Annotated in this window: 17 protein-coding genes; 10 read left to right on the forward strand and 7 right to left on the reverse strand. The window is 68.1% G+C overall.

Annotated elements, in window-relative coordinates; genetic code table 11:
* Window positions 1-172 precede the first annotated feature (172 nt).
* Window positions 173-2500: an Ig-like domain-containing protein gene (locus IE92_RS0107530; protein WP_030147888.1), complete on the forward strand. Its 2328-nt coding sequence runs from the start codon at window positions 173-175 to the stop codon at window positions 2498-2500.
* Between the two features lie 83 nt (window positions 2501-2583).
* Here IE92_RS0107530 and IE92_RS16590 read toward each other — a convergent pair whose 3' ends face one another.
* The 3 genes from IE92_RS16590 to IE92_RS0107545 form a co-directional block, all read right to left on the reverse strand.
* Window positions 2584-3399 (reverse strand): DedA family protein, encoded by an 816-nt coding sequence (locus IE92_RS16590; RefSeq protein WP_081863957.1) that lies wholly within the window; start codon window positions 3397-3399, stop codon window positions 2584-2586.
* A gap of 167 nt (window positions 3400-3566) precedes the next feature.
* Entirely contained in the window at window positions 3567-4142 is a 576-nt protein-coding gene (locus tag IE92_RS0107540) for an antibiotic biosynthesis monooxygenase (RefSeq protein ID WP_030147890.1), read from the reverse strand.
* A 72-nt stretch (window positions 4143-4214) separates the two neighbouring features.
* Entirely contained in the window at window positions 4215-4478 is a 264-nt protein-coding gene (locus IE92_RS0107545) for a GlsB/YeaQ/YmgE family stress response membrane protein (RefSeq protein ID WP_030147891.1), read from the reverse strand.
* Between the two features lie 357 nt (window positions 4479-4835).
* Between IE92_RS0107545 and IE92_RS0107550 the strand changes: the two genes are divergently transcribed.
* A complete protein-coding gene (locus IE92_RS0107550; protein ID WP_030147892.1) occupies window positions 4836-7112 on the forward strand; it encodes a DEAD/DEAH box helicase in 2277 nt (758 codons plus the stop codon).
* 275 nt (window positions 7113-7387) lie between these two features.
* Window positions 7388-8782, forward strand: coding sequence for a peptidoglycan glycosyltransferase FtsW (locus IE92_RS0107555; RefSeq protein ID WP_156027458.1), 1395 nt, complete (start codon window positions 7388-7390; stop codon window positions 8780-8782).
* A gap of 22 nt (window positions 8783-8804) precedes the next feature.
* On the opposite strand, the gene IE92_RS0107560 is transcribed toward IE92_RS0107555, so the two are convergent.
* Window positions 8805-11036, reverse strand: coding sequence for a bifunctional metallophosphatase/5'-nucleotidase (locus tag IE92_RS0107560; RefSeq protein ID WP_051701703.1), 2232 nt, complete (start codon window positions 11034-11036; stop codon window positions 8805-8807).
* 265 nt (window positions 11037-11301) lie between these two features.
* Between IE92_RS0107560 and IE92_RS0107565 the strand changes: the two genes are divergently transcribed.
* A complete protein-coding gene (locus IE92_RS0107565; protein ID WP_043321839.1) occupies window positions 11302-12459 on the forward strand; it encodes a DNA cytosine methyltransferase in 1158 nt (385 codons plus the stop codon).
* Window positions 12452-13393 (forward strand): GIY-YIG nuclease family protein, encoded by a 942-nt coding sequence (locus IE92_RS0107570; RefSeq protein ID WP_245601239.1) that lies wholly within the window; start codon window positions 12452-12454, stop codon window positions 13391-13393. Before IE92_RS0107565 ends, IE92_RS0107570 begins: the two co-directional genes overlap by 8 nt.
* Window positions 13394-13400: 7 nt before the next feature.
* On the opposite strand, the gene IE92_RS0107575 is transcribed toward IE92_RS0107570, so the two are convergent.
* Genes IE92_RS0107575 through IE92_RS18540 form a run of 3 tightly spaced genes read right to left on the reverse strand, consistent with a single transcriptional unit; the run spans window position 13401 to window position 16517 of the window.
* Window positions 13401-14231: an energy-coupling factor transporter transmembrane component T gene (locus IE92_RS0107575; RefSeq protein ID WP_051701702.1), complete on the reverse strand. Its 831-nt coding sequence runs from the start codon at window positions 14229-14231 to the stop codon at window positions 13401-13403.
* The gene (locus IE92_RS0107580) at window positions 14228-15907 is read right to left on the reverse strand and encodes an ABC transporter ATP-binding protein (protein ID WP_245601240.1); all 1680 of its coding nucleotides are present in this window, start codon (window positions 15905-15907) and stop codon (window positions 14228-14230) included. Before IE92_RS0107580 ends, IE92_RS0107575 begins: the two co-directional genes overlap by 4 nt.
* A gap of 34 nt (window positions 15908-15941) precedes the next feature.
* Entirely contained in the window at window positions 15942-16517 is a 576-nt protein-coding gene (locus IE92_RS18540) for an ECF transporter S component (protein WP_030147899.1), read from the reverse strand.
* Window positions 16518-16674: 157 nt separating this feature from the next.
* Between IE92_RS18540 and IE92_RS0107590 the strand changes: the two genes are divergently transcribed.
* From IE92_RS0107590 to IE92_RS0107610, 5 genes are all read left to right on the forward strand, one after another.
* Window positions 16675-17286, forward strand: coding sequence for a hypothetical protein (locus tag IE92_RS0107590; protein ID WP_162178498.1), 612 nt, complete (start codon window positions 16675-16677; stop codon window positions 17284-17286).
* Window positions 17287-17379: 93 nt separating this feature from the next.
* Window positions 17380-18099: a YcnI family copper-binding membrane protein gene (locus IE92_RS0107595; RefSeq protein WP_030147901.1), complete on the forward strand. Its 720-nt coding sequence runs from the start codon at window positions 17380-17382 to the stop codon at window positions 18097-18099.
* The gene (locus IE92_RS0107600; protein WP_030147902.1) at window positions 18096-18824 is read left to right on the forward strand and encodes a copper resistance CopC family protein; all 729 of its coding nucleotides are present in this window, start codon (window positions 18096-18098) and stop codon (window positions 18822-18824) included. Before IE92_RS0107595 ends, IE92_RS0107600 begins: the two co-directional genes overlap by 4 nt.
* 161 nt (window positions 18825-18985) lie before the next feature.
* The gene (gene recQ / locus IE92_RS0107605; protein ID WP_211250767.1) at window positions 18986-20875 is read left to right on the forward strand and encodes a DNA helicase RecQ; all 1890 of its coding nucleotides are present in this window, start codon (window positions 18986-18988) and stop codon (window positions 20873-20875) included.
* Window positions 20876-21041: 166 nt separating this feature from the next.
* Entirely contained in the window at window positions 21042-23093 is a 2052-nt protein-coding gene (locus IE92_RS0107610; protein ID WP_051701699.1) for an acyl-CoA dehydrogenase family protein, read from the forward strand.
* The last annotated feature ends 106 nt before the right edge of the window (window positions 23094-23199 follow it).

Below are 23199 nucleotides of genomic sequence, written 5' to 3' on the forward strand. Positions count from 1 at the left end.
TCCGTGTCTGACCGCCGGGCGTGTGCCCCGCCGCACCCGTGCCCCGAGTGCGTCTGGCCTCCGTGTCTGCCCGCCGGATGCGTGCGTCCACGACACTCGAACGGGGAGCGTAAAAACCCGCGTTCGGGGTACATACACCCGGCAGCGGGTGGGTCAGACTGTTGCATGGTTCGTGCCCACACGGGGTCGCCAGAACAGTCAGCAGCGTGGGCAGATCCTGACCCGTGCGACCAACGCCCGGGAGATTCCCTCGATGTTTATTTCTGGCCGCGCGCCGGCCGTCCGCCCGTCCGATTCCTCCCGGGTCGGGTGGATCCGTCGCCTCGCCGCCGTGTCCGTCACCGCGCTGGTTGCCGGTGCCCTGAGTGTCGTTATGGGTACCCCGCAGAGCGCACAGGCGGCACCGGTCCTGTTGCCCGGCGCGGTCAAGTCCCTCACGATGGACTCCTCGGTCACCGACGGGAACTCGGAGTTTCGGCTCCAGGTGGGTTTCAGCACCCCGACCGCCCAGGCCGGCGACTACTTCGACGTGGAGCTCGACCCGCGCCTGATGTCGCTGCGCAGCACCTATGTGGTCCCCAACCGGGAAACCAACCGGGTGATGCTGGACGTGAGCGTGACCCCGGCTTCGGGCACCACCGGACCGATCGCCCGCTTCACCTTCACCGACGAGGTGGACGGGATGACCAACATCTCGGGGTCGGCGTCCTGGGGCGTGAAGTTTGCCAACATCATGACCCCCGCGGGGACGTATGCGGACATCGTGACGAAGGTCAACGGCTCCATCCGGGCCACCCACTCGGTCACGGTCAAGCAGGTGCACAACCCCGATGCGACCTGGATCGATGGCCCATCCAAGCAGGCCTGGTCCTCGGATCTCGGGGGCATCCCGCGGGTGCAGTACCTGCTGGTGGGCGGACCCGGACCGTTTGCCTCGATCACCCTGAGCGACTCCGACCACTCGCCCGAGGCCGGGACCGGTGCTCCCTGGACCATCAACTGTGACCTGCCGATTTCCACCCAGCTCCGCGATCAGAACGCCCAGAACGAGGCGGATGCGCGCGCCCCGGTGACCTGCGCGGACGGCACCATCTCGGCCACCTTCACCAACGTGCCGGCCGGCCGCGTGCCGATCCTGGTGTTCTTTGCCACCTCGACCCAGCCACTCAGCGAGCAGGGGGATCTGACCTTCGAAAACACCGCCGTGTACACCAGCGCCGTGCAGCCCTTCCCCAACGGGGAGCGACGCTTCGAGGCGAGCCAGACCTATACCCAGAACTTCGGAGGTGGGGCCGGGGGCGAGGCCACGCTGAAGATCCCGGTGGCGACCGAGTTCGCCTGCTCGGCCCCCGGGGAGTCCACCGGCCCGCAGTTTGAGCCGCTGACCAACGGCAACGGGGTCCGCTACACGGTCCCCGCGCGGATCGTGCCCGGCGCAACCGCCGCGGTGCGCGCGACCCTGCAGCAGGGATACACCTTCCCCGAGGATCTCCCCGAGGGATGGGTTCTCCTGAGCCCGACCGAGGCGTCGTTCACCCACACCTTCCAGGGGGCGGTGTCCTGCACCGCGGAGGCGGATGCGCTGCCCGCACCCACGATCACCCAGGCGGAGTGCTCGGCGCTGGGCATCCCCACGGTCCCGCGCTTCGAGCTGACGACCGAGGGGCTGCGCGGCATGACGTTTGAGCAGACCGGTTCGCCGTTGAACGGCGGAACGGTGACGGTTACCGCGACCCTGCTGCCCGGTTTTGTCTTCCCGAGTGACGCCACCGCGGGCTGGATTGTGGATGCCGAGGCGGGAACCGCAACCCTCACGGTACCCTTCGAAACGCCCAGCTGCCTGATCTCCGCCGGGATCCTGCCGACCCCGAGGCCGTTCGCTCCGGTGTGTCAGAGCGATGGGACCTTCAGCGCCGGATGGCTGGAGTACTGGGTGTTTGAGGATATGGAGGCCCGGATTACCACCGGACCGATCACCGAGACGGACGGCATTCAGCGCCACACCCTGATCGCCACCGCCAATCCCGGCTTCGGTTTCACCGGAACGCTGACCCCGGGCTGGGTCGCCGATCCCTCCGGGACCCGGGCGGTCTTTGTGCACGACTTCGAGCTGGGCCCGTGTGACGAGGTGATTCCGAACCCGACGCCGACGCCGGGGGAGTCCGAGGGCCCGACCTCGTCCTCTGAACCGACGGACGGTAACACTTCGTCGCCGGAACCCACCGAGGGCAACACCTCGTCGCCCGAGCCGACCGACGCGACCTCGCCCCCGGCAACGCCGTCCTCGTCTCCCACCGAGATCGCCGCGCAGCCGGGCGCGACTCCGGGCGCCGGTGCGGCCACCCCGGCAACCCCGGGAACCGCCCTGACCGTGCCCGCCCCGCTGCCTCGCACCGGCGCCGGCACGGGGCCCGCCCTGCCGCTGATCGGCGGAACCCTGATGCTGGGCATGCTGCTCCTGGCCGGATCGATCCTGCGGCGTCGGGACACCCGCGGCTAGTCCCGCACCGGCTATCCACGCAGAAACGGCGACCCCACTCGGGGTCGCCGTTTCTGCGTTTTGGTTATCGGTGCGCGGCCGGTCTACACGGTCCCGCGCAGCGGGGTGAAGTCCCCGGTGTCGCGCCGTCCCGGCCGCGCGGGCCGTGCGGTGGTTTCGGTCTGGGCCGGCTCGGCGGTGGGCGGCTCGGTGGGCTCGGCCGCCTGGTCGCGGTAGGTCAGCGCGTCAATCTCACGGTCGCGGATGGCGCTCGCGGTGATCGGGCGGGCGGGCACCGTGGTTCCGCGGCGGGCGGCGGAACGCTTGATGATCGCCCGGCGGATCCGGCCCACGGTGTCGATGATGATGCCCAGCAGGATCGCGAATCCGATGCCCAGCACCGCCCCGATCAGCGGGTTGCCCTGGGTCAGGTGTCCGGCGAGGGCACCGATCAGGATCGCGTGGATCGACCAGAGGAAACCGGCCACCACGCTGAGCGCGGCAAAGCGTCGGGGCGGGAACCCGGTGGCCCCCGCGGTCATGTTGATCGCGATGCGTCCCACGGGAATGTAGCGTCCCCCCAGCACCAGCAGGGTGCCGCGCTTTTCCAGTCCGCGGCGGGCGAAGTCCAGCGCCGCCACCACCCGGGGTTTGCGCATCCAGGCGTAGCGTTCCACCCCGACCGCGCGGCCGATCCGGAAGGCGATGTTGTCGCCGATGGCCGCGCCGATCGCGCCGGCCACCAGGAGCACCCACACGTTGGGGGAGCCCGCACTGATCGCGATCGCGGTGGCTCCCACGAGCACGGCTTCACCGGGCACCGGCGGGAAGAATCCGTCGATCAGGACCATCGCCAGGACGATCAGATAGATCCACGGAGACGTCGCCATGGTGAGGATCGCGTCGGTCAGAAACTCCATGACATCTCATTCGTTCGGGGAGACGAGTGCGGGGGCACCCGACTCTTCCACGATACGTTTTGATGCCACATCAGAACATCCCTGACGGGATGATCCAGGGTCACCCCACAGGATGAGATGACCCTGAGACCGTGACTGCACTCATGCGGGTGCGTCCCGCACCGGAATCAGCGGCGGCGCGGAGGCTTTTGAAGCCAGGGGCGCAGCCAGCGGGTCACCGTGGGCAGGCCCCAATAGGCCATGATCGGGGTGAGCACGAGGGTGCTGACCAGCACGCGCAGCCACACATCCCACTCATTCCAGCCGGGAATGAGGTAGGTGGCGATCAGGGTGAAGACCAGGTTGATCGGGAAGAATCCGAGCCAGATGCTGGTCGCCTGTTTCCAGCGCGGGGGCACGATGGCCGGCTGGATGGCCGCGGTGGCATCGATCGGGGTGTCGAACCACCCCTCGATCCCGGTGCGCCGTTCGGTGCGGGTCTCCTGAGCGAATTCGCTCCCGGTGCCCAGCCACCAGCGACGCTCGGGGGAGTTCTCCCAGGCGTCGAGGGTTTGGGCGTCGGCGAAGCGATAGAGCATGTGCCAGCTGGTTTCGCTGCTGCCCGATCGTACCCAGCCGGAGCCGAGGAAACCCGGATATTTGTTTGCAAGATTGATTCCCGCCTGGATCCAGACGGTGGCCTCGGAGAGTCGCGCGGGATCGACCGTGCGCTCGATGGAGACCGTAATGGCATTGTGTCCCATACCTTCAAGTGTGAGGCATGTTTGTTTCCAAAACATCACGGCCCCGGGGTGAAAACCCCGGGGCCGTGATCGCTATGCCTTTTTGCGCCCGGTGATGGCGCCGTAAATGAGGAGGACAACGATCGATCCAACAATCGCGAGTGCCCAGCTGCCCAGATCCCAGAATGCGTCGATCTTGGCGTTGAAGAGCAGCGAACCGATCCATCCACCCACCATCGCGCCGATGACACCCAGGATGAGGGTGGCGATCCAGCCGCCACCCTGCTTGCCGGGCAGGATGGCCTTGGCGATTGCTCCCGCGATCAGCCCCAGAAGTAGAAAAGCGAAGAAACCCATGGTGTACCTCCTGTTTTTCCGATGTGTCGGAACCCTGCGGCCCGACACCGTGAACACAGGCTAACGCTCGTGATCTAAATGGTCCAGCCCCGGCCGGGAATCCCCCGTGGAAACCGCCGTGGTGGCGAGCCACGGGTGACAGAGCCGAAAAACTAGCGTATTGTAAGGAAGTCGGCTCTAGACGTCGCGGTGGGTACCGCGAAGCAATTGTCAGTCTGGTGGGCCGGTTTTGCACACGGATCTCGTGTGCATATTCACACGTTGTGAACGGCCCCGGCCCACTGATGTCCGGGGGAGAGAGCGCCGCTGCGCGCGGCCCTTCGCTGTTTCATGCCTGAAATACCCGGAAATTTTGTTATGCCTAAAAAGAACCATGTGGGCGGAAAGCGCCCCGCAAAGAACTACGATCCGAGCTACGGCAAGCGTCCCGCCAAGGGCGGCCCCAAGGCCGGTAGCCGGAGCCCCGGACACCGCGGATTCCGTCCCGAGGTAGAGGACGCCCCGCGCCAGAAGAACCGCTGGGATGCCGAAGACCGCGCCGCCCGTTCGGGTGCCCGCGACGAGCGTGCCCCGCGCCGCTTTGACCGTGACGAGCGCGCGCCGCGTTTCAATCGTGACGAGCGTCCGGCCGCCGGTCGTGGCGACCGCGAGGGTCGTCCCGCGCGCTTCGACCGCGATGAGCGTGCCCCGCGCCGTTTTGACCGCGACGAGCGCGCTCCCCGCTTCAACCGTGACGAGCGTCCCGCTCGCGGCGGTGACCGCGATGGCCGTCCCGCACGTTTCGAGCGTGACGATCGCGCCCCCCGTTTCAACCGTGACGAGCGTCCCGCCCGCTTTGACCGCGACGAGCGCGCGCCGCGTTTCAACCGGGACGAGCGTCCGGCCGCCGGTCGTGGTGACCGCGATGGCCGTCCCGCACGTTTTGAGCGTGACGACCGTGCGCCGCGTTTCAACCGCGACGAGCGTCCCGCACGCTTTGACCGTGACGACCGCGATGGCCGTCCCGCACGTTTTGAGCGTGACGACCGTGCCCCCCGTTTCAACCGTGACGAGCGTCCCGCGCGCTTCGATCGCGACGAGCGCGCCCCGCGCCGCTTTGATCGTGATGAGCGTCCGGCTGCAGGTCGTGGCGACCGCGATGGCCGTCCCGCACGTTTTGAGCGTGACGACCGTGCGCCGCGCTTCAACCGCGACGAGCGTCCCGCTCGCGGCGGCGACCGCGACGAGCGTCCCCGTTTCAACCGCGACGAGCGTCCCGCACGTCCCGCCTTCGGTGACCGTCCCGAGCGCCCCGCACGCTTCGACCGCGGTGACCGTCCCGAGCGCCCCTCGCACGGCGACCGTGGTGCGCGTCGTGGCGGCTACCAGCCGCAGGATGACGTCGTGCTCGAGCGCCTCGAGGCCGAGGCCATCCAGGCCGAGGACGTCGAGGGCAAGACCTTCGGCGACCTGGGTCTCGGTGGCAACATCGTGAACGCCCTGGCCGAGCTCGGTGCCGCCGCACCGTTCCCGATCCAGGCAGCAACCATCCCCGTGGTCCTCGAGGGCCGCGACGTCCTGGGCCGTGGCCGCACCGGATCCGGTAAGACCATCGCCTTCGGTGCCCCCCTGGTGGAGCGCCTGATGGAAAACGGTGGCGGAAAGAACCGTCGTCCGGGCCGTCTGCCCCGCGCGCTGATCCTCGCCCCGACCCGTGAGCTGGCCCTCCAGATCGACCGCACCGTGCAGCCGATCGCCCGCTCCGTGGGGCTGTTCACCACCCAGATTTACGGTGGTGTTCCCCAGCACCGTCAGGTGGGTGCGCTGCAGCGCGGCGTCGACATCGTGGTGGGTACCCCGGGCCGCATCGAGGACCTCATCGAGCAGGGCCGTCTGGACCTGTCCGAGGTCAACGTGGTGGTGCTGGATGAGGCCGACCACATGTGCGACCTGGGCTTCCTGGAGCCGGTGCAGCGCATCATCCGCAACACCGCCGATGACAGCCAGAAGCTGCTCTTCTCGGCCACCCTGGACAAGGGTGTGGCCGCGCTGGTCAACGAGTTCTTGGAGAACCCGGCCGTGCACGAGGTCGCCGGTGAGGACCAGGCGTCCTCGACCATCGACCACCGCGTCCTGGTGGTTGAGCACCGCGACAAGGACCGTATCCTGGAGCAGCTCGCCGGTCGCAACGGTAAGACCGTGATCTTCTCGCGGACCCGTGCCTATGCCGAGCGTCTGACCGAGCAGCTGGAGGATGCTGGTGTGTTCGCCGTCGCCCTGCACGGTGACCTGAACCAGGCCAAGCGCACGCGCAACCTACACCAGCTCACCAGCGGCCGGGTGGATGTCCTGGTAGCGACCGACGTCGCCGCCCGCGGTATCCACGTGGACGACATCGACCTGGTGATCCAGGCCGACGCCCCGGATGAGTACAAGACCTACACCCACCGCGCCGGTCGCACCGGCCGTGCCGGTCGCGAGGGCACCGTGGTCACCCTGATCCCGCGTTCGCGCCGCCGCCGCATGGAGGAACTGCTCTCCCGCGCCGAGATCTCGGCCGAGTTCGTGGACGCCTTCCCCGGCGACGACATCATCGACGAAATCGCCGGCCGGGTCCCCACCCGCGCCCAGCTCGAAGCCAAGACCGCCGAGTAATCCACGCCGCCGAGCCGCCCAGCTGGAAGCCAAGACCGCCGAGTAGTCTGCGAACCGAAACCGCCCGTCACCTCACGGTGGCGGGCGGTTTTGCGTGCCTCACAGGGGTTATCCCTCGCTGGGAGTCTCTTGAGGGCGGGCATGTCGCCGGGGCGGCCAACCTACGCTGGAATGTGACATCCAGGTCCACAGGGGAGGCATCGCATGCGGGTTCGCGAGCGCAACAGACGAGCTTTCGGAGGCGAAAGCTTCGGGTATAGCGAAGCGACGTCGCGGTGAAGACGTCGTCCCGCCTGCAGGCGCGGATGCTGAGCATCGACACGGCGCTGCGCACCCGGATTGCCGGGGTCTCCAACCGCGCGCTGCTGCTGACCTCGGTGGTGCTGTTTCTGATCGGGTTTGGCGTGGTGATGGTGCAATCGGCCTCCCAACCCGGTGATGCCGAAAACGCCGGCGACCCCTTCGCCGGGGCGCTGCGTCAGGGCGGGGTTGCGGCGCTCGCGCTGATCGCGATGTTCCTGGCCAGCCGGGCAACCCCGAGATTCTGGAACCGGTTCGCCTGGATCGGACTGGCCGGGGCGCTGCTGCTTCAGCTCGCCGTCTATACGCCGCTGGGCTACGAGTCCGGCGGTAACCGCAACTGGATCCACCTGGGGTTCATCTCGATGCAGCCCTCGGAGGTGATGAAGTTTGCCTTCATCATCTGGGCGGCCACGGTGCTCGGTTCGAAGGAGCGGCTGCTCAAGGGGTGGAAGCACGCGGTGATTCCCGTGGTTCCGGTGGCGGCCCTCTCGATGGGGATCAACCTGATCGGCGGTGACCTGGGCACCGTGCTGGTCATGGCGACCGTGATGATCGGGGTGCTGGTCTTCGCCAACGTCAACCTGCGCACGATCGGAATCGTGGCGCTGTCCGGCATCGTCGCGGCCCTGCTGATGACCGCGATCAAGGCCAACCGGGTCATGCGACTGATGCACTTCTTCCAGGTGGATTGCCGCACCGATAAGTCCGAGTACCTGGGCCTGTGCTGGCAGCCCCTGCACGGCACGTGGGCGCTGGCCGACGGAGGGGTGTTTGGGATCGGCCTGGGCAACTCGATCGAGAAGTGGGGGTGGCTCCCCGCCGCCGATAACGACTACCTCTTCGCGGTGGTGGGGGAGGAACTCGGCCTGGTGGGCACGGTTCTCGTCCTGCTGCTGTTCTGTGTGCTCGCGATCGCGCTGCTGGCGATCCTGGCGCGCGCCCGCGGAACCTTCGGCCGGGTGGTAGCCGGGGGCGTGTTCACCTGGCTGATCACCCAGGCCTTCATCAACATCTCGGTGGTGGTCGGGCTGCTCCCGGTGTTGGGAGTGCCGCTGCCGCTGATGTCCACGGGAGGATCGGCGCTGATCTCCGCGGGGGCGGCGATCGGTGCGGTGCTCTCGGTGGAGCGCAATTCGGCGGTGCCGGGAGAGGCTCGGACGGATCCCACGCCGCGTATGCCCGTCCCGGCGGCGCAGAATCCCGCGCCCGTGCCCGTGGCGGACACCCCCGCCGCGGCGAGCGCGCACACGGCCGGGCCCGCCCGGAAGTCCGCAACCGCGCTCGCCGAACCCGCGCCCAAGCTGGTCGACTGGCTCCCAGCTCCGACCCCGAGCGAATACGAAACGCCGCCCGCCACCGAGCGGTGACGGGCGGCGCGAGGGGAACCGACTAGTCGTTCACCGAGGATTCGGTGGACTCGGCGGCGGCAGCGGCGAGTGCGTGCTTACGACGCGAGGCCACAAACACGCCGGCACCGGCCAGCAGCAGCACCAGTGCGGCGATCGGCAGCACGGCCGATACCTGCGCACCGGTGTTTGCCAGGCCCGATCCCGGGGCCGCGACGGCCGGGGCGCTCGGAACCGTGGACGGGTCGACCGGGGTGACCGAGGGGGCCGGGGTACCCGGGTCGGTGGGCTCGGGGCTCGGGACCACAACCGCGGCGGCGGTCACGGTGACCGGGAACTGCACCATGGTCTTGGACTCCAGGGAGGTCAGGGTCACGGTGTGAACGCCCTCGGCGGTATCCGCGGGCAGCGCCACGGTCACATCGCCACCGGTTCCGGTGAGCGGGGAAACGCCCAGCGCGGTGGTGCCCAGCGAGGCAACCACGGTGGTGGTGACCGGGGATCCGGTCGAGGTGCGGTCCAGGGTTCCCAGCTTCACGCTGAAGGACTTTCCGGCCTCCACCGCCTCGGTGGGCAGACCCTGGGCCTGCACGCCGGTGCGGGCGAAGCTCGGGGTCAGGGTGCCCTGGGCGCGGAGGTAGTCGATCCAGGCGTCACGGTCGATCAGACCCGAGTCGCGGGTGCCGACTCCGTTGGTGAACTCCCGGAAGTTGTCACCACCGGTGATCAGGAAGCCGAAGGTTCCCACGCGGTAGCCGCGGGCGGGATTGATCGGGGCACCGGCCACGCTGATGGTGGTGATCCGGTCGCCCTCGGGACGGCTGGCATCAAACGTGTAGTGCACGTTATCGCTCAGGCTCAGCTGCAGGTACGGACGCGAGGGTACGTTCCCCGCGGCGTCACGCTGCCACTGCTCCTCCAGCACCTTCTTGACCTGCGCTCCGGTGAGGGTCGTGGTGTAGAGGTTGTTGAGGAAGGGGAGCACGCCGTTTGCCTGCGCGTAGGTCACGTTGCCGGCGGGAATATCGGTGCGCATGCCACCGGGGTTGACGATGCCGATTTCGGCGGCACCGCGCTCGGGGGCGGAGAGCGAAGCCAGCAGCGAGTTGGCCACCAGCGAGCCGAGCGAGGACTCGGCCGAGCGATCATCGCCCACCGGACCGTTGAAGGCACGGGTGATCGGGGCGGCGGCGGTGGCCACCACCTGGCTGCCGATCTCGTTGGCCTTGGCCACGGCCTCGGTCACGATCGTGTTGACGGTCGCGACGCGGGGATAGGTGGCAATCAGATCGGCAACCGGGGTCTTGACCCGGGCGACGTTCTTGGCGTCGGCGTTTTCGATGGCACCGGTTTCGCGGTTCACGGTCAGCACCACCTGGCCGATGCGCTCACCGTAGCTGCCGGTCTGCACGATCGGACGGGTGCTGCCAGCCTTGCCGGGAACCGGGGCCTGCCACGCGTATTCCTTGTGGGTGTGACCGGTGAAAATCGCGGCCACGGCCGGATCGGTCTGGGTCACGATCTTGGCGAAGACGCCGCCGGCGGCGATCTCCTGATCCAGGGTCGCACCGTCGGGGGTACCGGCGGAGGCACCCTCGTGGTACTCGGCCACAAACACGTCGGCCTTGTTCTCGGCCTTGAGCTTGGTGACCACGCGGTTGACCGCGTCCACCGGGTCGCCGAATTCGAGGGTGTCGATGCCCGAGGGGGTGACCAGGGTCGGGGTCTCCTCGGTCACGGCACCGATCACGGCGACACGCATGCCGTCGGCTTCGATGATCTTAAACTCATCGAAGGCGGGCTCGGTGGTGCCCTTCTTATAGACGTTGGCACCCAGGTAGTCCCAGGTGGCGTTCTTGCCGTCGTTGATCACGCGGTTCTTGAGATCATCCAGACCCAGATCGAACTCGTGGTTGCCCAGCGCCGAAGCCGACAGACCCAGGGTGTTCAGCACGTCGATGGTGGGCTGATCCTTCTGGGTGGCCGAGGCGAACTCGCTGGCACCGATGTTGTCGCCGGCGGAGAGCAGGATGCTCTGGTCCGGGGCGAACCCGGCGCGCAGCGACTCGACGGTGCCGGCGAAGTTGACGGTGCCGGTCGGAACGCCCGAGGCGAGGGATGCGTTGATACGACCGTGGAAGTCGTTGATGTTCATCAGGTTGATGGTGGCCGTGTCCGGGGCGGCCTGAGCGGGCAGCGCGGCAAGCGGTGCCATCAGGACGCCGGCGAGCGCGGCGAGGGTGAGGGTGCGCCGGTGGCGCGGGAGTAGCGACATTGTTCTCCTGGTGCGAAGGACGGGGGGCCGCACACACGGGTGCGTGCACGGGACCAGCCTGTGGCGGTGACCAACATCACACCCCGGGGAAGGGGATGACCGGCTGTTGTCCCCCGAAATAACCGTGGGTCAAACCTACCCAAACACCCCCGTGTGGGGGAACCGGACGCGGCGAAAGAAACCGATTGTTTACTCGATCGCCGCGGTGCCGGGGCGCCCCGGGGTAAATGACGGTGGACCGGGATACCCTGAGAGGGTGTCCAACGTGCATCCCATCAAGTCACACTCGCCCTCCGTGCTGGAGTTCTTCGCCGGCATCGGACTGGCCCGAGTGGGACTCGAGCACGCCGGTTTCCGGGTGGCCTGGTCCAACGACTATGAGCCCGATAAGTGGGCGCTGTACGGCAAGAACTTCCCGCAGGACGCGGGTTCCGGGGAGCACACCTACGTGGTGGGAGACGTGGGAAACGTCGCCGGTGAGGACCTGCCCCGGGGAGCATCCCTCGCCTGGGCCTCCTCGCCCTGCACCGATCTTTCGCTGGCCGGAAACCGCCGCGGCCTGGCCGGTACCCAGTCGAGTGCGTTCTGGCATTTTATTCGACTGCTGGAGGAGCTAGAGGCGGACGCCCCGGACACGGTGGTCCTGGAAAACGTGGTTGGCCTGGCCACCTCCAACGGTGGGGACGACCTCACCGCCGCCATCCGGGCCTTCAACCAGCTCGGGTACTCGGTCGACATCCTGATGATCGATGCGCGTCGCTTTGTCCCGCAGTCCCGCCCACGCCTGTTTGTGGTGGGGGCCAAGAACCCGCCCGAATCGGTGCCCGGGGCCAACCCCGAGCTACGTCCGGAAAACCTGCAGGGATTCTTCCGCGACTCCACGCTGACCACCCATCAGGCCCTGCTGCCCGATGCCCCGGCCATCCTGGTTGAGGGGTTTGGCAAGCTCGCCGAGACCATGCCCGCCGATGATGCCCGCTGGTGGGATGAGGCGCGCACGCAGAAATTCATCGACTCGCTCTCCCCGGTGCAGCTGAGTCGAATCACCGAGATGCGCGGGTCCGCGGGTGTGAAGCATCGCACCGCGTATCGCCGTACCCGGCACGGGCAGGCGGTCTGGGAGGTCCGTCCGGACGATATCTCCGGCTGCCTGCGCACGGCCCGCGGGGGTTCCTCCAAGCAGGCGGTGGTGCAGCTGGGCAACGGCCAGCTTCGGGTGCGCTGGATGACCCCGCGCGAGTACGCCCGGCTGATGGGGGTCGGCGACTTCGACCTGAGCGGCGCCCGCGATAATCAGGCCTTCTTCGCCTTCGGCGACGCGGTGGCCGCCCCCGTGGTGGGCTGGCTGGCGGAGAACTACCTGCTGCCGGTGGTACGTGGGGTGCGCTCGGCGCGGGGCAGTGTGCGGGCCGCCGGTGTCTGATCTCGAGACCCTGCTACCGGGCTTTGAGGGTGAGGATGAGCTTCTTCACGGTGCCAAACCCGCCAAGCGCGAGTTGGCCGCCCCCGAGGTGCGCCGCTTCCGGGACGAGCTCTCCCGCTTCCTGACCGAACGCGACGCCCAGGGCCGCCCCTGGGCCGACGCACAGTGGGGCGTCTACGCGTTTTATGACTACGAGGGCGAGCCCATCTATGTGGGCCAAACCAACGAGCAGCTGCGCACCCGCATTCGCCGTCACCTCACCGGGCAGCGCACCGACGCGGTGGCGATGCGGATCCTCGACGTTTTCGAGGTGGCCGAGGTCGAAATCTGGCCGCTCTGGGACCTGGAGGGGGTCTCCGGTCGGGACCGCGCCTCCCGGCGCATCCTGGACGCCTATGAATACACCGCCTACCTCGACGCGATCGAGAAGTCGCGCTTCAAGGCGATCCTGAACGAGAAGATCCCGCCGGTGTCCCCGCGGGTCACCCTGCCGGCCTCGCTGCGCTGGCAGGTGGTGACCGATGAGGTGCGTGCCGAGCGTGGACACCCGGACATCCGCATCGCCCGTCGCGCCGAGACGGTGTCCCGGCTGGCAGCGGTGGCGCATGAGCGTGGCGAGGTATCGGACGGGCTGCGCCGCGTGCTCGTGGTCCAGTCGGTGCGGCTGGCCTTCCTGGCGGCCGAGCGCTTCGCCTTTGCCGGCGGGACCGCGGCCCCGGACCCCTCGGCCATCTCGGTCGAGAAACTGGTGGGCTCGGTGCGCGCCGAGCATCCCGAATCAGCGGATGAGGACGATCCGGCGGCGGTGCTGAACCGCCTGGCCGAGGAGTCCGAGGACGCCGGATCCCGGGCACACCTCGATTCCGCGCGAACGGATTCCCCCGCGGAGGACAACGAGATTCCCCGCGAACAGATCGAGTACCGACTGTTCTAGCCCGGCGTTACCGGATCCACAGGGCCGCGACGAGAACCGCCGCGGTGAAGACCCAGAACCCGATCATGAACACCCAGTCGCGGGTGCGCACGGGAATCTGATGCCGCTCGGTGCGGGTGTCGTGGGCCCCGAAGGCACGGGCATCCATCGCCAGGGAGACGCGTCCCGCATGCCGAATCGCGCCGGTGAGCAGCGGAACCACATAGCCGAGGCTGCGCCGGGTACTGGCAATCGGTCCGCGCCCGGGCGACATTCCCCGCACCCGGTGCGCCTGCCGGATCGTCTCCAACTCATGGCCGAAGCGCGGCACAAAGCGGGTCGCGGCCAGGGCGGTGTAGCCGATTCGGTAGGGCAGGTGCAGGTGCTGAATACTCGAACGCACCAGGTCCGGCCCGGTGCTGCTGAGGCCGCCGGTCAGGGCCAGACCAAACAGGGCGGCCAAGCGCAGGGCCGTGGTGAACCCGATCTCCAGGGCCCCCGAGGTGACCGAGAAGGACCCGATCTCAAACACCACCGGGGTGTGGGCCACCCGCCGCTGATCGGCCCACAGCGTGAAGCTGAAACCGAACACCGCGATAAACAGGGGCAGGGCAAGGCCCAGTGTGATCAGCGAGGAGCGCTGCCAGCGCAGACCGGTGAGCATCAGGACCGCGCAGAGAATCACAAAGCACAGCGGGGTGAACATCGTGCCCGAGAGCAGCACCAGGATCATCGCCGGAATCGGACCCAGGATCTTGGCGAGCGGGTTGAGCCCGTACAGGTACTCCCGCCGGGAGGCGAGGGGCGCCTGGATATCCGCCCGATACGCATCGAGTGCGCCGCCGTGCCCGCCGCTCATCGGAGACCTCCGCCGCCGGGGAGCTCGGCCAGCCGCGTCACCGTGCGCCAGCTGGGGTGCGCGGTGAGGCCCCGCATCGCGCGGATCAGCGGGGGCATGCGCAGCCCCGCCTCGTGCAGCAGGTCCTCATCGGCCAGGATCTCGTCGCGGGTGCCGATCCGCATGAGTTCGCCGTCCTTCATGACCGCCACGTGGGTGGCAAAGTCGGACACCAGCTGGAGATCGTGACTCACCACGATGATCGTGGTGCCGGCGGCATTGAGCTCATGCAGCAGCGCGAGCAGTTCGCCGGCGCGGGCACGGTCCTGGCCGAAGGTCGGCTCATCCAGGGCCAGCATCGAGGCTCCGGCCACCAGGGCGGTGCCCACCGAGAGGCGTCGTTTCTGTCCACCCGAGAGCAGGAACGGGTGCTGATCGCGGGCCTCGGTCAGCGCGAATCGCTCCAGCAGGTCGTCCACCCGGGCATCGATGATTGCCTGATCGATCCCGCGCAGGCGCAGCCCGTGAGCCAGCTCATTGGCCACGGTGTAGGTCACAAACTGGTTCTCGGGGTTCTGGAAAACAAACCCGATCCGGGTGGTCAGGGTGCGCACGTCGAGGCGGGCCGGGTCCAGGCCGCCCAGGCTGACGGTCCCGCGCGGCGGCTGGATGACCCCGGCGATGGCCTGCACCAGCGTGGTCTTCCCGGCACCGTTGGTCCCGATCACCGCGAGGAAGGAACCGGCGTCCAGGGAGAGGTTGATATCGCGCAGCACGAGACGTCGGCCGCGCTTGAGGCTCAGCCCGGTTACCTCCAGCTGCGGGGTGTCCCAGATGCCCGGGGTCGGGGGCGGCGGGTCCACCAGGACCGGGAGATCGAGGACATTCAGTGCGGCTGTCAGCTCGCGCGGGGTCAGCGGCAGCGGGTCGAGGACAATTCCGGCCTCGTGCAGGTGCAGCGCCGCCATCAGTGAGACCGGGAGCCAGACGCCCAGTTCCAGCAGCTCGGCGGCGTGGGTGCGCAGGATCGAGTGGGCGTCCCCGAGGAAGGCCGTGCGCCCGAGCCCATCCAGCACCAGAACTCGGTTGACCAGGTCCATCGCCGGGTCCAGGTTGTGTTCGATCAGCACAATCGAGCGATCCCGGCGGGCGACCACCCGAGCCAGCACCCGGTAGACCTCCTCGATCCCCGCGGGATCGAGGTTTGCGGTGGGTTCGTCCAGGACCAGCACCGGCGAGCGCATCGCCAGCGCGCAGGCGATCGCCAGGCGCTGTCGCCCGCCGCCGGAGAGCCGATCGGGGTTCTCGGTGCGACGCTCCCACAGGTCCACCTCGCGCAGCGCGGTTTCGGCTCGTTCCAGGACCTCGGCGACCGGCAGCCCCAGGTTCTCGGGGCCGAAGCACACCTCGTCGAGCACCGAGCCGGTGATCATCTGGGAGTCGGGATCCTGAAACACCATCGCGACGGTCTCGCTCAGGGTCGCCACCGAAGCCCCGACGGTTTCGGTTCCGGCCACCCGCACCGATCCGGTCAGCGTCGCCGGGATCGCGTGTGGCACCAGGCCGTCGAGGGCCAGGGCCAGGGTGGACTTGCCGGATCCGCTGGGACCGAGCACCAGCAGGACCTCGCCGGGAACCAGTTCCAGGCTCACACCATCGGGTCCGGGGCGAGCGCCACCCTCGTGGGTAATGCTCACCTCGGTCAGGGCCAGGGGTGGGTGCGCGGAAATACTAGGCCGTCGCTTTGCTTCCGCGGCGATCGCGTGGATACTCCAGCCCGCGCATCACCCCGGTTTTCGAGATGCGGGCGGCCAGGAGCTGGGCGAGCCAGGTGAAGAGGACCGGTCCCAACACAAACATGACCATAAAGATGACCTGCGAGATCGGGTCGAACCGGGAGGCGTCCAGGGCGAGGGCCATGATCGCGGCCAGGGCCCCGCCGCCAAAGAGCGCCCCCACGTAGTAGAGCCAGCTGGGCCAGTAGCGGAATCGGGTGAACAGGAACGGAATCTCCTGGATCAGCCCGATCAGCAGCCCGGTGCCGATGTGTCGGGTCCACTGGGTGGGGTCGATCGCCGAGCTGGTGAGACCGGCGACAAATCCGGTGATCACCGCGACGCCCGGGCGGCGCAGCAGCCACTGCGCGATGATGCCGGGCAGGAAGTACACCGAGATCAGCAGCCCGTAGATGATCGGGATCAGGGCCAGGACCACCACGTGCAGATAGCCGGTGATACCCAGCGGGATTCCGCTGCCCACTCCGATGGCGGCGCACGTGAGCAGAAGACGCGTGTTTGTCCGATGCATGTGGGTGTGCTCCCGCCGAAAAAAGTGAGGATTACCTTCCAATTTAGTCGACCCTTCGAGAAGTCCACAATCGAGCGTCGCGCCCGGTTCGAGGGAGGAGCCGTGAAGGGTCTGTGTATCGAGTATTCTGGGGGAGAACTCAGGGAGGATTGCGGTGGTGGAAACCAACAGGCGCGTGCTAGCGCTGCGTGGTGTATCCGCCGCCGTGATCGCCACGTTTTTCGCCGCCCTCTCCCATGGCATGGCCGGGATGTCCGGGCCCTCGGCCCCGGCGATCGTCTGGGCGCTGATTCTCTCGGTGTTTGTCTGCATCGCGCTCGCCGGGAAGAAGCTCTCCCCGGTGCGGATCGGACTCTCGGTGGTGATCGCTCAGTCGCTCTTCCACGCGCTGTTTGCCTTCCTCCCCGCGGGTGGGGCGAACCTCGCACCGGCGGCGAGTGCCGGTCACGTGCACGGTGGGCCGGTGGTGATCAGCGCGCTCGAACCGCTGACCCACGCCGGTCACGCGGGTCCGATCATGTGGGTGGCCCACGTGGTGGCCGCGGTGGTGACCTGGCTGTTCCTGCTGCACGGCGAAGCCGCGCTGTACTCGCTGGTGCGGGAGCTGCGTCTGCTGGCCCGGGTGCGCATCCTGCTGGGAATCCTGACCGAGCGTCCGCTGAGTCGTGCCCGGGTGCTTGTGGCCGAGGCGATTACGCCGCTGCGCGAGCGCCATCTGGAAATTCGTTGTACCCGGGGCCCGCCCGTTCCGGCCGGGGTATCCCTCTAGCTCCCTCCCCGCGGGGGCGCTGGCCGTGATGCCCAGACGCCGGTGCGCGAGAATCCTCGCGCATCCCAACGGATCCAGAAAGCCCCCAATTTCATGAAGCACACAAAGACCCTTTCGATCTCCGGTGCCGTGCTGGCCGGAGCAATCCTTGCCGTGGCGGTCCCGCTGGCGGCCAGCGCCCACGTGAGCGTGAAGCCCTCGGATACCTCCGCCGGTGCCTACAGCCTGCTGACCTTCTCGGTCCCGCACGGCTGCGAGGGCAGCCCGACCACCTCGATCAAGATCACCATTCCCGAGGAGATCAACGGCGTGACCCCCACGGTCAACCCCAACTGGGATGTGACCAAGGACATGGTTGATCTGGCCACCCCGATCAAGGATGCCCACGGAAACTCGCTCGCCCAGCGGGTCGGTTCGGTGACCTACACCGCCAAGACCCCGCTGGCCGACGGCTACCGCGACGCCATGGTCCTCCAGCTCCAGCTGCCCGCCGAGGCCGGCAAGACGCTGACCTTCCCGACCCTGCAAACCTGCGAGACCGGATCGACCAACTGGTCCGAGATCCCCGCCAAGGGCCAGAGCGAGGAGGACCTCAAGGCTCCGGCCCCGAGCCTCGTGGTGACCGCGGCGGCCAAGGATGCCGGTCACGGTGGACACGATGCGTCGGCCACCGACACCGCCGCCGAGACCCACGCCACCGCGGCCGAGCCCGATGTGCTGGCCCGCGGCCTGGGCATCGCCGGTCTGGCGCTGGGTGTGGTCGGCATCATCGTCGGCACCCTGGGCCTGCGCGCCAAGGCGGCCCGCAAGTGAGCCGGGCCCGTGTGATCACGCTGCCGCAGGCATCCGTGCGTACGGCACTCGTCCTGATGCTGGGACTCTTCCTGGCTATGGCCGGACTGGTGCTGAGCGCGCCCGCCGCGCAGGCACACAACACGGTGGTGTCCGAGTATCCGGCCGCAAAGTCCACGGTGACCGAGCAGCCCGGACAGATCGTGCTGACCACCAACGATAATCTGACCCCGATCGGTGTCAACACGATGATCGTGGTGGGTCCGGACGGTAAGCACTATGCCTCCGGCTGTGGCGTGGTTAACGGGCCCGCTCTGACCATGCCGGCCGATCTCGGTCCGGCGGGAACCTACACGGTTACCTGGCAGGTGGTCTCGACCGACGGCCACCCGATCTCGGGGGACTTCACCTTCGACTGGCAGCCCGCCGCCGGTCAGAAGCTGGGCACCGGCCAGACCGAGCGCCCTGTGTGCTCAAGCGCCGACCCGGGAACGGGCGAGGTCACCACCCAGGGCACCGGTGCCACCCCGCAGGCCGGCACCGATGCCTCCGCCGCCCCCGGCGAGGAGGTCGGTCCGAACGTGCGTCCGCACACCGCGGCGATGGATGACATCGGCTGGATCGTGGTGGCAATCGGCGTGGTTCTCTTCGGCGGCCTGGTCCTGCTGGTGCTGCTGCTCGTGCAGCGCCGCCGCAGCGACGTGGCCCGCGAGGAGGCCGAGAAGGCCAAGCGCCAGAACCCGTAGGTTCTCCGATCGAGGGCCCGGTCACGCATCCGCGTGGCCGGGCTCTCGTGGTTTCCCGGGTTCTTGTGGGCTTTCGAGCCCCCGGAGCGAACAGGCTCGTGTGGGTCGCCGGGCCCTCGCGCTGGCCGGCCCCCTGGGGCTCGCCGGGATTTTCCGGGGCCATGCCGTACCCGGGGGTCGGGGTGCGCCGCACAGCGGGTAGCCTGGGAAGGATGAGCACGCAGACAGCACCCGACGCCCCCACCGCACTGGAAATCCTGCAGCGGGTCTTCGGGTATGAGTCCTTCCGGGGCGACCAGGCGGCGATTGTCGAGACCGTGCGCGCGGGCGGCAACGCGGTGGTGCTGATGCCCACCGGTGGCGGAAAGAGCCTCTGCTATCAGGTGCCGGCGCTGCTGCGCGAGGGCACCGCTGTTGTGGTGTCCCCGCTGATCGCGCTGATGCAGGACCAGGTGGATGCGCTGCTCTCGGTGGGGGTGCGCGCCGCCTTCCTCAACTCCACCCAGGACTTCGAGGAGCGCGAGCGGGTCGAAAACGCCTATCTCACCGGCCAGCTCGATCTGCTGTATGTCGCACCCGAGCGGCTGAGCTCGGCGCAGACCAAGCGGTTCTTGGCCAACGGCAATGTCTCGCTGTTTGCGATCGATGAGGCCCACTGCGTGTCGCAGTGGGGCCACGATTTCCGCCCCGACTATCTGGCGCTGGGTGAGCTGGCCGAGCTGTGGCCGGACGTTCCTCGAATCGCGCTGACGGCCACCGCGACCGAGGCCACCCATCGCGAGATTCGTCAGCGCCTGCACCTCGAGGACGCCGCCGACTTCGTCTCCAGCTTTGACCGTCCCAACATCCAATACCGGATCGTAAATAAGGCCGAACCGCGCAAGCAGCTGCTTGAGTTCATCCGCTCCGAGGGCGAGGGTCAGGTGGGCATCGTCTACGCGCTCAGTCGCAAGACGGTCGAGGCCACCGCCGAGTTCCTGCGGGCCAACGGAATCAACGCGCTGCCGTATCACGCGGGGCTGCCCGCCGAGGTGCGGGCACACACGCAGGCGCGCTTCCTGCGCGAGGACGGCATGGTGATCGTGGCGACCATCGCGTTCGGGATGGGGATCGATAAGCCCGACGTCCGCTTTGTCGCCCACATCGACCTCCCCAAGAGCATCGAGGGCTACTACCAGGAGACCGGACGCGCGGGCCGCGACGGCGAGCCCAGCGTGGCCTGGCTCACCTACGGTCTGCAGGACGTGGTGCAGCAGCGCCGGATGATCGACGAGTCCCCCGGGGATGCGGCGCACCGCCGTCGCCTGGGTCAGCACCTCGACGCGATGCTCGCGCTGTGCGAGACCGTCGAGTGCCGCCGAGTCAACCTGCTGGCCTACTTCGGCGAGCGCGGCACCGCCTGTGGCAACTGCGATGTGTGCCTGAACCCGCCGCAGGTGTGGGACGGCACCGTGCCCGCCCAGAAGCTGCTGAGCACGATCGTGCGGTTGCAGCGCGAGCGCAACCAGTCCTTCGGTGCCGGCCAGCTGATCGATATTCTGCGGGGCAAGACCACCCCGCGCACCCAGCAGTGGAGCCACGAGACCCTGGCCACGTGGGGCATCGGCAATGACCTGTCCGAGCCGCAGTGGCGCGGGGTGATCCGCCAGCTGCTGGCCCGCGGCCTGCTGATCACCCAGGGCGAGTACGGCACCCTCGCGCTCTCGCAGACCAGCGCCGCGGTGTTGCAGGGGGCGCAGAGTGTGCCGCTGCGCACCGAGATGGCGCGGATTCCGCGCGGGAGCTCCTCGGCCAAGCGCAGCGCGCTGGCGGATCTGGCCCCCCGCGAACTCGAGCTGTTTGAGGAGCTGCGCGCCTGGCGGGCCTCCGAGGCGCAGGAGCAGGGCGTGCCCGCGTACATCATCTTTGGGGATGCAACCCTGCGCGAGGTGGCGCAGTCGCGTCCGCTGGATGAGTCCAGGCTCGCGGGCATCACCGGGATCGGGCAGAAGAAGCTCGAGCGCTACGGCGAGGAGCTGGTCGACGTGGTGCGGACGTTCCTGGGGCGCTAGCCGTACCTATCCCACCACAATAGGGGCGGGCCTTAGTGGAAGACCTACAGGTTTTCCCGGTGCCCGGGCCGGGCATTTGTGCTCCGCACACGTGATGCTTCCGTTGCGTGGATTGTCCTCCTAGCGTGGGAGGACGATCCACGATTTTGGAAAGGCACGGCCAGCGATGTCCAACACCTCACCCAACGCCTCCGGCAATGGCGCCACCTTCAACCACGAGATCCTGCATCGGGCGCTCCTGGGCCGTTGGCCCGAAGCCCGGCTGCACTCGCGCGAACTTGCGGCCAAACCCGAGATGCAGCGCGATCCGCTGCTCGGGATGGACGAGCACCGCGAGCGTGTGCTCGACCAGCTGAAGGTGCTGGTGAACGACGGCCAGGTACACGCGGCCTTCCCCAAATCGGTGGGTGGGCGCGAGGACCATGGCGGGAACATCGCCGGGTTTGAGGAGCTGGTGGCGGCGGATCCCTCGCTGCAGATCAAGGCCGGCGTGCAGTGGGGCCTGTTTGGGTCCGCGGTGATGCACCTGGGCACCGCCGAGCACCACAAGCGCTGGCTGCCGGGCATCATGAGCCTGGAGATCCCCGGGGTCTTTGCGATGACCGAGACCGGCCACGGATCGGATGTGGCCTCGATCGGCACCACCGCGACCTTTGACGGCGACACCGACGAGTTTGTGATCAACACCCCTTTCCGCGGCGCCTGGAAGGACTACCTCGGCAATGCGGCCATCCACGGCCGCGCCGGGGTGCTGTTTGCCCAGCTGATCACCGGAGGCGTGAACCACGGCGTGCACGCCTTCTTTATCGAGCTGCGTGATGAGCACGGGAACTTCCTGCCCGGCGTCGGCGGCGAGGATGACGGGCTGAAGGGCGGGCTCAACGGCATCGATAACGGTCGACTGCACTTCACCGATGTGCGCATCCCGCGCACCAACCTGCTCAACCGCTACGGCGATGTGGCGGCCGATGGCAGCTACACCTCGCCGATCGAGAGCCCGGGCCGCCGCTTCTTCACGATGCTGGGGACCCTGGTTCAGGGGCGGGTCTCGCTGGATGGTGCGGCCACCGTCGCCAGCGCCATCGGCCTGCAGATCGCGCTCACCTACGCCAACCAGCGCCGCCAGTTCAACGCGGCCTCCGAGTATGACGAGCAGGTGCTGCTCGACTATCAGCGCCACCAGCGCCGGCTGATCCCCAAGCTCGCCCAGACCTTCGCGCAGAACTTCGCCCACGATGAGCTGCTCACCAAGTTTGATGCGGTGTTCAGCGGCGCCGAGGACACCGATGAGGACCGTCAGGATCTGGAGACCCTGGCCGCCGCCCTCAAATCGCTGTCCACCTGGAACGCGCTCGAGGTGCTGCAGGAGGCACGCGAGGCCTGTGGCGGGGCGGGCTTCCTGGCCGAGAATCGCCTGGTCGGGCTGCGTGCCGACCTCGATGTGTATGTGACCTTCGAGGGCGATAACACCGTGCTGCTGCAGCTCGTGGGTAAGCGCCTGCTGGGCGACTACGCGCGTCGGTTCAAGGGCGCCACCGGCGGAGACCTCGCCCGCTTTGCCGTGGGCCAGGCCACCGACCGTGCCTTCCACGGATCGGGGCTGCGCCGGCTCACCCAGAACGTCGCCGACCTCGGTCAGGTGGCGCGTTCGGTGGGACACGTCCGCGACGCCGATGAGCAGCGCGACCTGCTGACCGGCCGCGTGGAAACCATGATCGGGGAGATCGCCGGACGCCTGCGCCCGGCCGGCAAGCTCGGTGCCACCGATGCCGCCGCCCTGTTCAACTCGCAGCAGAACGAGCTGATCGAGGCCGCCCGGGCCCACGCCGAGCTGCTTCAGTGGGAGGCCTTTACCCGGGCCGTCGATAAGATCACCGACCGGGATACCCAGTCCGTGCTGACCTGGCTGCGCGACCTCTTTGGGCTCAGCCTGATCGAGAAGCACGCGGCCTGGTACCTGATCAACGGTCGCCTCTCGCCGGCGCGGGCCCAGGCCGTGAGTGCCTATATCGACCGCCTGGTCGAGCGGCTGCGTCCGCAGGCTCAGGGTCTGGTGGAGGCCTTCGGTTACGGTCCCGAGCATCTGCGCGCGAAGATCGCCACCGGTGCCGAGGAGGAGCGTCAGGAGGAGGCTCGTCAGTACTACCGCACCCAGCGCGCGAGCGGCGAGGCTCCGATTGACGAGAAGAAGCTGAAGAAGAAGGCGGCGCGCGCCTAGGGACTGCCCCGAGAGTCCCGTGTGTGGGGGTCATCCGATCGGATGACCCCCACACGCCTGTTTTGGCCCATGGGGTGGATGCCAGCACGGGTGTGCTGAAAATAGG

It is taken from the genome of Mycetocola saprophilus (genome assembly GCF_000718085.1).
GTDB classification, from domain to species: domain Bacteria; phylum Actinomycetota; class Actinomycetes; order Actinomycetales; family Microbacteriaceae; genus Mycetocola; species Mycetocola saprophilus.

Excerpts from the sequence above, each read along its gene's own strand:
- IE92_RS0107575 (WP_051701702.1), bottom strand. The coding sequence starts at position 14,231 with ATGAGCGGCGGGCACGGCGGCGCACTCGATGCGTATCGGGCGGATATC.
- IE92_RS0107595 (WP_030147901.1), top strand. The coding sequence starts at position 17,380 with ATGAAGCACACAAAGACCCTTTCGATCTCCGGTGCCGTGCTGGCCGGA.
- IE92_RS0107610 (WP_051701699.1), top strand. The coding sequence starts at position 21,042 with ATGTCCAACACCTCACCCAACGCCTCCGGCAATGGCGCCACCTTCAAC.
- IE92_RS0107545 (WP_030147891.1), bottom strand. The coding sequence starts at position 4,478 with ATGGGTTTCTTCGCTTTTCTACTTCTGGGGCTGATCGCGGGAGCAATC.
- recQ (WP_211250767.1), top strand. The coding sequence starts at position 18,986 with ATGCCGTACCCGGGGGTCGGGGTGCGCCGCACAGCGGGTAGCCTGGGA.
- IE92_RS16590 (WP_081863957.1), bottom strand. The coding sequence starts at position 3,399 with ATGGAGTTTCTGACCGACGCGATCCTCACCATGGCGACGTCTCCGTGG.
- IE92_RS0107550 (WP_030147892.1), top strand. The coding sequence starts at position 4,836 with ATGCCTAAAAAGAACCATGTGGGCGGAAAGCGCCCCGCAAAGAACTAC.
- IE92_RS18540 (WP_030147899.1), bottom strand. The coding sequence starts at position 16,517 with ATGCATCGGACAAACACGCGTCTTCTGCTCACGTGCGCCGCCATCGGA.
- IE92_RS0107540 (WP_030147890.1), bottom strand. The coding sequence starts at position 4,142 with ATGGGACACAATGCCATTACGGTCTCCATCGAGCGCACGGTCGATCCC.
- IE92_RS0107560 (WP_051701703.1), bottom strand. The coding sequence starts at position 11,036 with ATGTCGCTACTCCCGCGCCACCGGCGCACCCTCACCCTCGCCGCGCTC.